Genomic DNA, 13,744 nt, shown 5'->3' on the forward strand with positions numbered 1-13,744 from the left:
ACGCCCGCAGGCGTCCCATCGCAAGCCGTGGCCTGACCGATCAATCGAGCGGATCGATCCGCCCCGGCGTCACCGCGAAACGCTGCGCCCCGGCCGGCAGGTCGCCGAACAGGGCGACATCCGCGCCGGTCATCCAGACCTGGCAGCCGAGCCCGGTCAGCCCCTCGTAGAGCGCCCCGCGCCGGCGCGGATCGAGATGCGCGGCGATCTCGTCGAGCAGGACGAGCGGCGCGATCCCGCTCATCGCCGCGACCAGTCGCGCGTGAGCAAGCACGAGCCCGATCAGGAGGGCTTTCTGCTCGCCGGTCGAGCCTTGGCCTGCCGGAATGTCCTTCGGACCGTGCCGGACCTCCAGATCGGAGGCTTGCGGCCCCGCCAGCGTGCGTCCGGCCGCCCGGTCGCGATGGCGGCTCTGGCGCAGCAGGTCGCGATAGGCATCCTCGGCATCGACGGCCGGCAGGCGCGCGACCAGCGCGTCGATCTCGCCGGAGAGTGCGATATCGGCGAAGGGGAAGGGCGAGGCCTCGTCGCGCGTCTCGGCGATGATGGCGGAGAGCCGCGCCACGGTCTCGGCCCGCGCGGCAGCGACCGCGACGCCGAGCTCGGCGACTTCGCGCTCGACCGCGTCGAGCCATTGCCCCTGATTGGGGCTCTCTTCGAGGATGCGGTTGCGCGAGCGCAGCGCCCGCTCCAGCGCGTTCGAGCGCGTCGCATGGCTCGGATCGATCGCTAGCACCAGCCGGTCGAGGAAGCGCCGCCGGTCGCCGGCTGCGCCCCGGAACAGGCCGTCGAGATCGGGCGTCAGCCAGACCACGCGCAGATAGTCGCTGAAGGCGAGTGCCGAGCCGACATTGGCGCCGTCGATCCGGGCCAGCCGCGGCCGACGGCCCTCCGCATCGAGCGGTCCAAGCCCGATCCCGAGCCGGCCGGCATCATCGGCGAGCGTGATCGAGGCGGCGAAGGAGCCGTCGCCGCCCTGCCGCGCCATCGCCGTGATCTCGGCGCGGCGCAGGCCGCGCCCCGGCGTGAACAGCGAGAGCGCTTCGAGGATATTGGTCTTGCCGGCTCCGTTCTCGCCTGCGAGCGCAACGATTTGGCCCTCGACCGGGAGATCGAGGGCCTCGTAGGAACGGAAATCCTGCAGGATCAGGCGCGCGACGGCGGCCATGAGCCAGCTGCTAGACGCGCATCGGCATCAGCACATAGAGCGCGGAAGCGCCTTCACGATCCTGAATCACGGTCGGCGAGCCCGGGTCGGCGAGCTTGAGCAGGGCGGTGTCGCCGTCGAGCTGGGCGGCGATATCCATCAGGTAGCGGGCGTTGAAGCCGATATCGAGCGGGCTCGCCTCGTAATCGACCTCGATTTCCTCGGTCGCCGAGCCCGAATCCGGGTTGGTGACGGAGAGCGTCATGCGCCCTTCCGCCATCGAGAGCTTCACGGCGCGGCCACGCTCCGACGAGATCGTCGAGACGCGGTCGACCGAGGCGGCGAAATCGCCCTTGTCGACGGTCAGGCGCTTGTCGTTGCCGCTCGGGATGACGCGCTGATAGTCGGGGAAGGTGCCGTCGATCAGCTTCGAGGTCAGCACGACGCTGGCCGTGGCGACGCGGATCTTCGAGCCGGACAATTCGACCGCGACCTCGCTCTCGCCGTCTTCCAGCAATTTCTGGATCTCGGCCACGGCCTTGCGCGGCACGATCACGCCGGGCATGCCGACCGAGCCCTGCGGCGCGGCGGTGTCGACGCGGGCGAGGCGGTGCCCGTCGGTCGCGACCGCGCGCAGCACCGGGCGGCCATCGACATCGATCGTGTGGAGATAGATGCCGTTGAGATAGTAGCGCGTCTCCTCGGTGGAGATCGCGAACTGGGTCTTGTCGATCAGGCGCTTGAGCTCGCCGGCCGGCAGCACGAAGCGATGGGCCATCTCGCCGGCGGTGATGTCCGGGAAATCGCTCTCTGGCAGGGTCTGGAGCTGGAAGCGCGAGCGGCCGGAACGCAGCACGAGGCCGCTATCGCCGGTGGTCTCCAGCGAGACCTGCGCGCCATCGGGCAGTTTGCGGACGATATCGTAGAGGGTATGGGCCGGAACGGTCGTGGCGCCGGGCTCGGCCGCGTCCGCGGGGATCGTCTCCACCACCTCGATATCGAGGTCGGTCGCCTTCAGCCGCAGGCCGTTCTCGGAGGCCGAGAGCAGCAGGTTCGACAGGATCGGGATCGTGTTGCGGCGCTCCACCACGCGATGCACGTGGCCAAGCGACTTGAGCAGCGTGGAACGTTCGACCGTGACCTTCATGATTGTCTAGTCTTCTGGCGCTGGCCGCCCGCGCGCGAACGCGCGGGCCGAAATGAATGGCCAGCGACATTGCCGGACACCGGGCGGGGGCGCAAGGCCTGCCCGCTCCGGCAACCACAACCATTTGGCAGGGGCGTCGAGACCCTCCGGGTTTGGTTTGTGGCTCTTACTCCTGCAGCATGCGCTTCAGCAGGTCGACCTCGTCATGCAGCGAGCGGTCCTCGCTGATGGCCTTCTCGATCTTGCGCACGGCGTGCAGCACCGTCGTGTGGTCGCGCCCGCCGAAGCGGCGGCCGATCTCTGGCAGCGAGCGCGGCGTCAGCGCCTTCGACAGATACATCGCGATCTGGCGCGGCTTCACCACGGCCGCGGTGCGGCGCTCCGAGAGGATGTCGGCCCGGCTGACATTGTAGCGCGTCGCGACGAGCTTCTGGATGTCCTCGATCTTGACCCGGCGCGGCTCGCGGGTGCGGACGAGGTCGCGGATCGCCGCTTCCGCCGTCTCCAGCGTCACGAGCTGGCCGGACAGCGTCGCATGGGCGAGCAGGCGGTTGGCGGCGCCGTCGAGGTCGCGGCCATTGGTCGCGACGACGCGCGAGACATAGGCGACGACGTCGGGGCTGACCTGGAAATTCGGATGGGCGGTCTGCAGCGCCTCCAGCCGGCTGGAGAGGATCGTGGCGCGCAACGTTTCGTCGAGTTCACCCACTTCGACCACCAGGCCGCCGCCGAGCCGCGAGCGGATGCGCTCGTCGAGCGCTTCCAGTTCGCCTGCGAGCCGGTCGCCGGCGACGACGATCTGCTTGCCGGCATCGAGCAGGGCGTTGATCGTGTGGCCGAATTCCTGCTGGATCGACTTGCCCTGGATGAACTGCACGTCGTCGACGACGAGCAGGTCGATGCCGCGCAGCTTCTCCTTGAAGGCGAGCGCAGTCTGCGATTTCAGCGCGGCGACGAAGCCGTACATGAAGCGATCGGCCGTGAAATAGGCGACGCGCTTGCCCTGGCGGCGCGCTTCCTGGGCGATCGCCTGCAGCAGATGCGTCTTGCCGAGGCCGACGCCGGCATGGAGGTAGAGCGGGTTATAGGGGCTCTGGCCCGCCGGCGCGCCGGCGATGCGCTCGGCCGCCGCGAAAGCGAGCTGGTTCGACTTGCCGACGACGAAGCTCTGGAAATTCATGCGCCGGTCGAGCGCGGTTCCGCAGGCGTCGACGAGATCGCTCTCGCAGGGCTGCGGGCTGCCGGCGACGGCGGGGCGGCCGGCCTCGGTCGGGGCGGGAGCGGCGACAGTCGCGGGGCGGCTGCGCAGGGCCTCGATCTGCGGCTGGGCGGCGGGATCGCGCGACACGGTGCGCACTGAGAGCATCACGCCGTTCGGCGCCGGCAATTCGGCCATGCAGTTCACCCGCAGGCGCTCGGTATAATGCGCCTCGAGCCAGCTCTTCAGGAAGCGGGTGGGGACGGTGAGATAGGCCACGCCCTCGACGATCCCGGCGATCTCCAGCCGGCCGAACCAGCTCGAGAAGACATCCTCGCCGAGCTCCGCCCGCAGGCGCCGGCGCACGCGCTCCCATGCGTCCTGAATCGAAACCTCCTCGATCTGGATGACAGCGGGTTCTTCAGCCGCGATCGTCACCACCACCGACGCCGCCTCGACCGTGTCCCCGAAATCCTGCCGCTCGAACATCAAATGGCCCCGTTCTTTGAAAATGCCCGCACTGAGGGTTCGGCGGCCGCTTCCTGACCGTCGTCCCTGTGCTTTTGTCTGGTCAAAATGGTTCCGGTCCCGGCAGGCGCATTGCGCCGTGACGGGCTTCGGTTCCGGTTCTGCTGATTACGCTTGGAAGGCTCGCCGAGGGGCAACGCCACCCTTCATCTCAATCAAGAAAGACAAAGGGTCACATCCTCCAACCTCCATGGTCGCGAGCCAAAACGCTGATCATCTCTGGAAATCCCGCGGCGGTCATTGCTGTCCGCCCGGCGATGAAGGGGACCTTACAGGGCGCTCTCGACGGGCTGCAACACCCCTTTCAGCCGGCTTCCGAGACTCGCCTTTTCGCGGCCGAGGCTGACGGTGGGGTAGTCCGCTGCAATTGGTTGGGGAACTTAAGATTTTCTTCATGTGCGCTCTCCGCGGGGCACCCGAATCTTTTTTTGCGGCGCCTCGAAAAGCCTGCCGCAGAGTCGCTGCGATTCCGTCTTCCAAAATCCTTTGCCTGCTAAGATGATGAAAAATCACATCTTTTTATGAGCGGCGGAGTCCGGTCCGGAGGTCGATTTCGCGCCCTGAATGGCGCCCGAGAGTCAAGTCCGCAAGGCCGTGGAAAGCTTGCGAAAATGGCTTGAAAGCGGCTTTGTTTTGTTCCGTCGGAGCCTGTGGCGAGCGCGCCACAGAGGCCATGAAGCCAACGAAAAAGCCCGGCCTTTCGGCCGGGCTTTCCCGTCATCGAAACGATGCGAATTCAGGCTCAGGAAGCCAGGGCGCCGATCCGGTGCGCGAGGCGCGAAACCTTGCGCGAGGCGGTGTTCTTGTGAACCACGCCCTTCTGCGCGGCGCGCATGATTTCCGGCTGGGCGGCCTTCAGGGCTTCGGCGGCGCTGGCCTTGTCGCCGGAGGCGATCGCCTCCTCGACCTTGCGCAGGAAGGTGCGCATCCGCGAGCGGCGCGCCTTGTTGACCTCGGTGCGGCGAGCGATCTTGCGCGTAGCCTTCTTGGCCGACGTCGTATTGGCCATCGAAACGTCCTCGTCTCTTCATCGCGACCGGGCGCCTGGCGTCATTGCCGGCGGGGCTGGCCGCATCCTTGCTGGAAAAACGTGCGCGGCGGCCGAGCTTGCGCGGGCCGCCGCGAGTGGTGGGGCTATAATCGCTTGCCGGCGCTACGTCAACGCCGGAATCGCCTGAAGGTCGCCGAACTCACGCGGAGGGCGCGATAAAGCGCGCGAAGCTCGCCAGATCGACATTGCCGCCGGAGAGGATGACGCCGACGCGCTTGCCCTCGACCGGCACGGCGCCGGCAAAGGCGGCCGCCGCCGCGAGGCAGCCGGTCGGCTCGACCACGAGCTTCATCCGCTCGGCGAAGAAGCGCATGGCGTCGACGAGCGCGTCGTCGCTGACCGTGACGATATCCTCGACCTCGCGCTGGATGATCGGGAAGGTGAGGTCGCCGAGGAAGGCGGTCTGCGCCCCGTCGGCGATGGTCTTGGGCACGCCGATCGCGACGATCTCGCCCTTGCGCAGGGATTGCTGGCCGTCATTGCCGGCCTCCGGCTCGACGCCGTAAACGCGGCAGCCCGGGTTCAGCGCCTTGGCGACGAGCGCCGCGCCGGCGAGCAGCCCGCCGCCGCCGAGCGGCACGAGCAGGATGTCGAGCGGGCCGGCATCCTCGATCAGCTCCTTGGTCGCGGTGCCCTGCCCGGCGATGACATGCGGATGGTCGTAAGGCGGGATGATCGTCAGCCCGCGCTCGGCCGAGAGCCGGTTGCCGATATCGAGCCGGTTCTCGGTATAGCGGTCATAGCGGATGACCTGCCCGCCATAGCCCTCGGTCGCGGCGACCTTCGCGGCCGGCGCATCGTTCGGCATGATGATCGTGGTCGGCACGCCGAGCAGCTGGCCGGCATAGGCGATGGCCTGGGCATGGTTGCCGGAGGAATAGGTGACGACGCCGGCCTTCTTCTGCTCGGGGCTGAGCGAGGCGATCGCATTGTAGCCGCCGCGGAACTTGAAGGCGCCCATGCGCTGCAGGTTTTCGGGCTTGAAGACGAGGCTGGCGCCCGTCCGCCGGTTGGCTGTGGCCGAGCTCATCGCCGGTGTGTGATGGGCGATGCCCTTGAGCCTGATGGCCGCGGCCTCGACATCGGCATAGGTCGGGAGGGACGGTCCGGTCTGGGCGTTCATCGCGGGTGATCCTGCTGGCGAAAGACGATGGCTATCTGCCAGCAGGAGGGTCGTTTCATCAAGGCGGCGCCGCTCGATGCCGCCATGCGGCAGGCGATGGCCTCTTGCTCAGGCGTTCTTGAAGTCGGGCTTCCGCTTCTCGGCGAAGGCGGACATGCCCTCCTTCTGGTCGGCGGTGGCGAAGAGCGAGGAGAAGACGCGCCGCTCGAAGCGCAGGCCTTCCTGCAGCGTCACCTCGAAGGCGCGCTCGACCGATTCCTTCGCCATCAGCACGGAGGGCAGCGACTTCGCCGCGATCTGCTCGGCCGCCTTCAGCGTCTCGGTGAGCAGATCGGCGAGCGGCACGACGCGGGCGACGAGGCCGGAGCGCTCGGCCTCCTCGGCATTCATCATCCGGCCGGTCAGGATCAGGTCCATCGCCTTGGCCTTGCCGACTGCCTTGGTCAGGCGCTGCGTGCCGCCGGCTCCGGGGATGACGCCGAGATTGATCTCGGGCTGGCCGAATTTGGCATTGTCGGCGGCGATGATGAAATCGCACATCATGGCGAGCTCGCAGCCGCCGCCGAGCGCGAAGCCCGCGACCGCCGCGACGATCGGCTTGCGGCGTCGGCCGATCCGGTCCCAGTCCTCGAACTTGTCGTCGAGATAGGTGCCGGGGAAGGTGCGGCTCTGCATCTCTTTGATGTCGGCGCCGGCGGCGAAGGCCTTCTCCGAGCCTGTGAGGACGACGCAGCCGATGCCGTCATCGGTCTCGAAGCCGTCGAGCGCCTGGTTGATCTCGCCGATGAGCTGGCCGTTCAGCGCGTTCAGCGCCTGCGGGCGGTTGAGCGTGATCAGCCCGACCTTGCCCTTCGTCTCGACGAGAATGGTCTCATAAGCCATGGCGGCCTCCCGGATGCTCCTGTGATGGCAGCTTTAGCGGGCGGTGGAGGAGCGGTCCATGCGCGTCGCACGCATCCGCGCATTCGCACTGCCTCCCGTCATGGTCGGGCTCGTCCCGACCATCCACGTCTTCCTTCGGGCAGCGCGGCGTTCAAGACGTGGATGCTCGCCACAAGGGCGAGCATGACGGCGAGGTTCACGCATACGTCTTCACACGCCCGCGTTGTCGCGTTCGTTGATCGGTGAGGGGCAGCGGAGCGCCGCGAGGCGCGGTGTATAGAGAGCCGCTTCCGTTGAGCCAGGATGCGGCGCGGAAGGATTGAGCCACCCTCCGCACGCCCCGTGGCGCTCCGCTTGCCGGCGATTTGAAAGCCGCGGGCCGCGCTTATCGGGCAGAGGTTCCTCATGCCCGCCGCGGCCCACGGATCAGTTCGGCTCATCGCCTCGTCATCCATTCCGCGTCAGGCCTTGGATATCCCGAGCCTTCCAGCGAGCTCCTCGCACAGGGGCCGTAGTACCCCCAGGGCGGTTCCCGCAGCCTCCCGAGTCCGGGGTGCAAACCCGGTCGCAGGGCGCCGTCCCCGCCCCGCCATGCAGCATGCCTCCGGATGGCCGCCCCTCGGGATGAGGTGGGTCGAGGATAGGGGCGGTTTGAGAGACGGGGATTAGTTTCGGGGAATGTTTGCTAACGCCCCATTGCAGTAGCTGAGGTTGCGGCAATTACGCCTTGGAAGCTGACGAAATTATGGATTGCAGTCACCCTGGGCATGACAGCGCTGCGCGGCTTCCACGAAACTCTCTCCAGAAGGGAGAATGCGATCCCCACGCAGCAATAACCGGCTGAGTTCACGCTCATAGCCCGCTGGACCAATCGGGAGTTTGTGCTTGAACTCAATGGTGATGAGCATTCGCCCTCGGAATTTGACGCTGCGGACACTTGCGATGTCGTGCCATGAAACGAAGCCGTTGATACGCAACGGCAGGTCGAAATGCATGCCGACTTTGGTTAGAACTAGGTGACTCGACGGAAGAAGGTAGCCAAAGCGCCTCTGAAATTTAGAAAAGCCTGCGATTGAAATAAAAACCATGCACAACATCAACAGTGCGACAACCGAATTCACCTCCCTGGACGACAGAAAGGGCATGATACTTTCCAGACCAAACTCGACGGCGCGGCCGATAGCAAAAAAGGCCATCATCGCCACGATTAGCACGACCCAATAAAGCCAAGATGCAACATATTGAAATTTCACTGTGGCTCTTCCGGTCCTACGCTGCTCCGAACCGTTAACAGACGCCCCAAGAATGTCCGCTTCCGACCCCAAGCGGACTGCGCGCCCCTAGCGAACCGCCCGCTTCTGGCAACTCTCGCAATAAAACGTCGAGCGGCCCGACTGCACCAACCGCTTCACCAACGTCCCGCAGCCCGGCGTGACGCAGATCTCGCCCTCGCGGTCATAGACCTTGAAGCGGTGCTGGAAATAGCCGAGCGAGCCGTCGGCATGGGCGAAGTCGCGGAGCGTCGAGCCACCGGCTGCGACCGCTTCCTCCAGCACCTCGCGGATGATGCGGGCGAGCTCATGCGCCTTTTCGCGCGGCCGGCCCGTCGGCGTCGCGATCGTCCCCGCTTCCGCCTCCGGGTGGAGACCGGCCCGGAACAGGGCTTCGCAGACATAGATATTGCCGAGGCCCGCCACGAGCCGCTGGTCCAGCAATGCGGCCTTCAAGGGTGCGAACTTGCCCGCGAAGAGTTTTGCCAGCGTCTCGCCGGAGAGTTCGTTGCCGAGCGGCTCGATGCCCATACCCGCGAAATGCTTCGATGTCGCGAGTTCGGCGCGGGGCACGAGATCCATGAAGCCGAAGCGGCGCACGTCGTTATAGGTGACGCGCGCGCCGGTCCCCATCTCGAACACGACATGGTCATGGATCAGATGCCGGCCGATCTCATTATAATAGGAGCCGGGCTCGGTCGGCGGCGTGCCGGGCGCCTCGACGATGAAGCGCCCGCTCATGCCCAGATGCATCACGAGCGCCGCGCCGTCGTCGAGATCGGCGATCAGGTATTTCGCCCGCCGCGACAGGGCCTCGATCCGCCGCCCGGTCAGGCGCTCGGCGAAGCGCTCGGGCAGAGGAAAGCGCAGGTCCGGCCGGCGCTGTTCGATGCGTGCGAAACGCTCGCCCAGCATGGCGGGCTCCAGCCCGCGCCGGACGGTTTCGACCTCGGGTAGCTCCGGCATGTCAGCGACCTCAAATAAAGCCTGCGTCGAGAGGGCCCGCGACAAGCCCGTCGCCTTTGGCTATTGATCGGCTCAAGCGAATACAAGACAGATTTGCACAAGGCCGGCCCGACCGTGACAGCAGCCCAGAATACCGGACCCGGGGACACCACCCATTTCGGCTTCGAGACGGTGAAGCTCGCCGAGAAGCAGGCCAAGGTCGACGACGTCTTCCACAAGGTCGCCAACCGCTACGACCTGATGAACGACCTGATGTCGGGCGGCCTGCACCGGGCCTGGAAGAGCGCGCTCCTGACCGCGATCAACCCGGCGAAGGATCGGCCCTTCCACCATCTCGATGTCGCAGGCGGCACGGGCGACGTCGCCTTCTCGGTGCTGGAGGCCGGCGGCCCTCAGACCGATGTCACCGTACTCGACATCAATGCCGACATGCTCCGCGTCGGGCGCGAGCGCGCCGACAAGCGCTTTCCGGACGATGATCGCATCCGCTTCGTCCAGGGCAATGCCGAGGCGCTCGGCCTGCCCGACAACCATTTCGACTGCTACACCATCGCCTTCGGCATCCGGAACGTGCCGCAGATCGACAAGGCGCTGGCCGAGGCCTATCGCGTGCTGAAGCGCGGCGGCAGGTTCCTCTGCCTCGAATTCAGCCATGTCGACGTGCCCCTGCTCGACAAGATCTACGAGACCTATTCCTTCAAGGTGATCCCGCCGATGGGCCGCATGGTCACCGGCGAGGCCGAGCCCTACCAGTATCTCGTCGAGTCGATCCGCAAGTTCCCGAAGCCGCAGGCTTTCGCGGGGATGATCGAGGATGCCGGCTTCCGCCGGGCCAAGTTCACGCCGATGACCGGCGGCGTCGTGGCGCTGCATTCCGGCTGGAAGCTGTGATGCTGGCTGCGGCGGCATGATCTCCTCCTTCTTCCACATGCTGCGCGGCGCGCGCGTCGGCTTCGTGCTGGCGCGCGAGGGGGCGCTGGCGCTCGTCGATCCCTCCGTGCTGCCGCCGCTGGCGCGCGGCCTGATCCGCGTCGGCCGCCTGATCGAGCGTCGCGGCGCCGGTTCCTCCGCGACCCGCCTCGCGGCGGCGATGACCCGGCTCGGCCCGTCCTATGTGAAATTCGGCCAGTTCCTGGCGACGCGCCCCGATGTCGTCGGCATGAAGATCGCGCAGGACCTTTCGGCCCTGCAGGACCGCATGCCGGCCTTCCCGATGGCCGAGGCCCGCGCCATCGTCGAGGCGGCGCATGGCGTGAAGCTGGAGACACTGTTCCCCGAATTCAGCGAGCCGGTCGCCGCCGCCTCGATCGCCCAGGTCCACCGCGCCCGATTGAAGGATGGCCGCGAGGTCGCGGTGAAGATCCTGCGGCCCGGTATCCGCGACCGCTTCAACCGTGATCTCGCCGCGATGCGCTTCGGTGCCGAGACGGCCGAGGCGCGTTCGCCCGAGGCGCGGCGCCTGCGCTTCACCGGCGTGGTCGAGACGTTGGCGCGCTCGGTCGCGATGGAGATGGATTTGCGGCTCGAAGCCGCTGCCCTCTCCGAATTCGCGGAGAACACCAAGGGCGATGCCGATTTCCGCGTGCCGGAGCCGGACTGGCAGCTCACCGCCCGCGAGATGCTGGTCGACGAATGGATCGACGGCGTCCGCCTTTCCGATATCGAGGGCCTGCGCGCCGCCGGCCATGATCTGCCGGAGCTCGCCCGCAAGATCATCCAGTCCTTCCTGAAGCACGCGATCCGCGACGGCTTCTTCCATGCCGACATGCACCCCGGAAATCTCTTCGTCGATGCGGAGGGCCGGCTCGTCGCGGTCGATGGCGGCATCATGGGCCGGCTCGGCCTGAAGGAGCGGCGCTTCCTCGCCGAGATCCTGCTCGGCTTCATCACCCGCGACTATCGTCGCGTGGCGGAGGTGCATTTCGAGGCGGGCTATGTGCCCGCCCATCACGATGTCGAGGATTTCGCCCAGGCGATCCGCGCCGTCGGCGAGCCGATCCACGACAAGCGCGCCGACCAGATCTCGATGGCCAAGGTGCTGACCCTGCTCTTCGAGATCACCGGTATGTTCGACATGGCGACCCGCACCGAGCTCGTCATGCTCCAGAAGACCATGGTCGTGGTCGAGGGCGTCGCCCGCTCGCTCGACCCGCATCTCGACATGTGGGGCACGGCCGATCCGGTGGTGCGCAGCTGGATCACCGAAAACCTGGGCCCTCTCGGCAAGCTGGCGGATGCCGGCCGCGGCGCCCGTTCCCTGCTCGGCTCGCTCGCGACCCTGCCCGACACGGTCATCCGCGCCGAGCGCGTGCTCGGCCAGCTCGAGGACGCCTCGCGCCACGGCTTCTCGCTGGACGAGCGCAGCGTCGAGGCGATCGGCCGGGCCGAGGCCCGGCGCAACCGCTGGGGCAATGTCGCGCTCTGGGTGATCGCGGCGCTGCTCGCCTACGGCGTCTTCGGCTGAGCCACGCTTACCGAAACGGCGGCTCGTCGAAGCTCCTGAGCTTGCGCGAATGGATCGCCGATCCGGTGACCTTCAGCTTCTCCAGCGCATCGAGGCCGATGCGCAGATGCTCGCCGACCGCACGCTCGTAGAAGGCGTTGGCGGCGCCCGGCAGCTTGATCTCGCCATGCAGCGGCTTGTCCGAGACGCAGAGCAGCGTGCCGTAGGGCACCCTGAGCCGATACCCCTGCGCCGCGATCGTGCCGGATTCCATGTCGACCGCGATGGCGCGCGACAGGTTGATGCGCCGCCGCTCCTTGGTCCATTGCAATTCCCAGTTGCGGTCGTCCTGCGTCACGACGGTACCGGTGCGCAGGCGCTGCTTCAGCCGGTCGCCCTTCTCGCCGGTGATGTCGGCCGCCGCCTGCTGCAGCGCGACCTGCACCTCCGCCAGCGCCGGGATCGGGATATCCGGCGGCACGAGATCGTCGAGGATGCGGTCCTGCCGGAGATAGGCATGGGCGAGCACGTAGTCGCCGATGATCTGCGTCTGGCGCAGGCCGCCGCAATGGCCGACCATCAGCCAGCAATTCGGCCGGAGCACCGCGAGATGGTCGGTGATGTTCTTCGCGTTGGAGGGGCCGACGCCGATATTGACCAGCGTCACGCCCTCGCCGCCCTTCCGGATCAGGTGATAGGCCGGCATCTGGAAGCGGTGCCAGGGCGCCGACATCACCCGCTCGGCGGCCGAGACGTCGATCCCGTCCCTGTCGATGCGGATGCCGCCCGGCGCGACCAGGGCTTCGGCCGTGCCCGCCTCGATCTCGGCGAGGCCGAGCCGGACGAACTGGTCGACATAGCGGTGGTAGTTGGTCAAGAGCACCCAGGGCTGCACCGCGCGCCAGTCGGTGCCGGTGTAATGCACCAGCCGCCGCAGCGAATAATCGACGCGCACGGCGTCGAACAGCGAGAGCGGGCGCGGCTCGCCCTCGATCAGCTCGTAGGTGCCGTCCGCGATCTCGTCGCCGACCAGCGCCAGAAGCGGTGTCGGGAAATAGCGTGCCAGTTCGGCGGCCGTGATCTTGCCGCGTCCCAGTTCGTCGCCGCCTTCGAGCGCATAGGGGTACGGGATTTCCTGCGTGCTGACGCCGGTCTCGATCGTCGCGCCATATTCGGCGACCAGCGGCTTGAGCTGATCGAGCAGATAGGCGCGGAATTCGGCCGGCTGCGTCACCGTGGTCGAATAGATGCCGGGCACCGCGAATTTGGCATAGCCGCGCCGGGTCGCCTCCGGCAGCTTCGAGGGCTCGTAGGTCACGCGCAGCATCGGGTAGCGATAGCGCTCCCGGTCCTCGGGCGTCGGCGCCTCGCCGGTGTCGAAGAAGCGCTGCAGGTCGCCGCGCAAGGCCGAGCGCGCCTCGTCATAGAGCCGTTCGAGCCGGTCCACGGCGGCTTCCGGTGTCGCTGCGGTCTCGAAGCTCATGAACCCTCCTCGTTCTCCCTCCGGTTCTAGCCGCGTGTCCGCGCTCCTGACAACAACCGGCGGTGGCCCGCGCCAGCTTGCGGCCCAGCCCGGTTGACAGGCAGGAGGAATGCGATTAGTAAACCGATCAGTTAATTAACTGATCGGTTTCATAAGATGTCGACGGACCCGCTCAGCCTGACCTTCGCAGCCCTCGCCGACCCGACGCGCCGCGCCATCCTGGCCCGGCTGTCGGAAGGCGAGAGTTCGGTGAAGGAGCTGGCCGAGCCCTTCGCGATGAGCCTGCCGGCGGTCTCCAAGCATCTGAAGGTGCTGGAGCGCGCCGGGCTGATCACGCGGGGGAAGGAGGCCCAGTGGCGGCCTTGCCGGCTCGACCCCGGCCCGCTGCAGGACGTCTCGGAATGGCTGGAGCATTACAGCCGTTTCTGGGACCAGAGCCTGGGGCGGCTGGACGAGATGCTCCGCGAGATCAAGGCGAAACCACCCGATAAGTCCGGCGTTTGAC

The 13,744-nt window shown here is 67.0% G+C and carries 12 protein-coding genes; 3 read left to right on the forward strand and 9 right to left on the reverse strand.

The genetic code is table 11. The features are described from left to right. Positions 1-40 precede the first annotated feature (40 nt). The 8 genes from recF to mutM form a co-directional block, all read right to left on the reverse strand. Complete coding sequence (recF, locus tag WFK61_RS11045) at positions 41-1,168, reverse strand: DNA replication/repair protein RecF (RefSeq protein WP_336811598.1); 1,128 nt, start codon at positions 1,166-1,168, stop codon at positions 41-43. A 10-nt stretch (positions 1,169-1,178) separates the two neighbouring features. Continuing rightward, a complete protein-coding gene (dnaN, locus tag WFK61_RS11050; protein ID WP_336811600.1) occupies positions 1,179-2,294 on the reverse strand; it encodes a DNA polymerase III subunit beta in 1,116 nt (371 codons plus the stop codon). 166 nt (positions 2,295-2,460) lie between these two features. After that, positions 2,461-3,981, reverse strand: a complete 1,521-nt coding sequence (gene dnaA / locus WFK61_RS11055; RefSeq protein ID WP_336811601.1) for a chromosomal replication initiator protein DnaA — start codon at positions 3,979-3,981, stop codon at positions 2,461-2,463. Between the two features lie 781 nt (positions 3,982-4,762). After that, positions 4,763-5,029 carry a 30S ribosomal protein S20 gene (gene rpsT, locus WFK61_RS11060; RefSeq protein ID WP_061970750.1) on the reverse strand — a complete coding sequence of 89 codons (267 nt, stop codon included), beginning with the start codon at positions 5,027-5,029 and terminating at the stop codon, positions 4,763-4,765. A 181-nt stretch (positions 5,030-5,210) separates the two neighbouring features. Continuing rightward, positions 5,211-6,194: a threo-3-hydroxy-L-aspartate ammonia-lyase gene (locus WFK61_RS11065; RefSeq protein WP_336811602.1), complete on the reverse strand. Its 984-nt coding sequence runs from the start codon at positions 6,192-6,194 to the stop codon at positions 5,211-5,213. 108 nt (positions 6,195-6,302) lie between these two features. Continuing rightward, positions 6,303-7,076 (reverse strand): enoyl-CoA hydratase, encoded by a 774-nt coding sequence (locus tag WFK61_RS11070; protein ID WP_336811603.1) that lies wholly within the window; start codon positions 7,074-7,076, stop codon positions 6,303-6,305. 743 nt (positions 7,077-7,819) lie between these two features. Next, the gene (locus WFK61_RS11075; protein WP_336811604.1) at positions 7,820-8,329 is read right to left on the reverse strand and encodes a hypothetical protein; all 510 of its coding nucleotides are present in this window, start codon (positions 8,327-8,329) and stop codon (positions 7,820-7,822) included. Between the two features lie 87 nt (positions 8,330-8,416). After that, positions 8,417-9,313 (reverse strand): bifunctional DNA-formamidopyrimidine glycosylase/DNA-(apurinic or apyrimidinic site) lyase, encoded by an 897-nt coding sequence (gene mutM, locus WFK61_RS11080; RefSeq protein ID WP_336811605.1) that lies wholly within the window; start codon positions 9,311-9,313, stop codon positions 8,417-8,419. 114 nt (positions 9,314-9,427) lie between these two features. Between mutM and ubiE the strand changes: the two genes are divergently transcribed. Together ubiE and ubiB are read left to right on the forward strand one after the other, a co-directional pair. After that, positions 9,428-10,204, forward strand: a complete 777-nt coding sequence (gene ubiE, locus WFK61_RS11085; RefSeq protein ID WP_336811606.1) for a bifunctional demethylmenaquinone methyltransferase/2-methoxy-6-polyprenyl-1,4-benzoquinol methylase UbiE — start codon at positions 9,428-9,430, stop codon at positions 10,202-10,204. Between the two features lie 16 nt (positions 10,205-10,220). Then, positions 10,221-11,777: a 2-polyprenylphenol 6-hydroxylase gene (gene ubiB / locus WFK61_RS11090; RefSeq protein ID WP_336811607.1), complete on the forward strand. Its 1,557-nt coding sequence runs from the start codon at positions 10,221-10,223 to the stop codon at positions 11,775-11,777. 7 nt (positions 11,778-11,784) lie between these two features. On the opposite strand, the gene WFK61_RS11095 is transcribed toward ubiB, so the two are convergent. Next, entirely contained in the window at positions 11,785-13,239 is a 1,455-nt protein-coding gene (locus tag WFK61_RS11095; RefSeq protein WP_336811608.1) for an AMP nucleosidase, read from the reverse strand. A gap of 156 nt (positions 13,240-13,395) precedes the next feature. On the opposite strand from WFK61_RS11095, the gene WFK61_RS11100 reads away from it, so the two are divergent. Further along, positions 13,396-13,743 (forward strand): ArsR/SmtB family transcription factor, encoded by a 348-nt coding sequence (locus WFK61_RS11100; protein ID WP_336811609.1) that lies wholly within the window; start codon positions 13,396-13,398, stop codon positions 13,741-13,743. The last annotated feature ends 1 nt before the right edge of the window (position 13,744 follow it).

Origin of the sequence: Allobosea sp. MMO-172, from assembly GCF_037147855.1 — a bacterium.
In the GTDB taxonomy this organism is placed as follows: Bacteria; Pseudomonadota; Alphaproteobacteria; order Rhizobiales; family Beijerinckiaceae; genus Allobosea.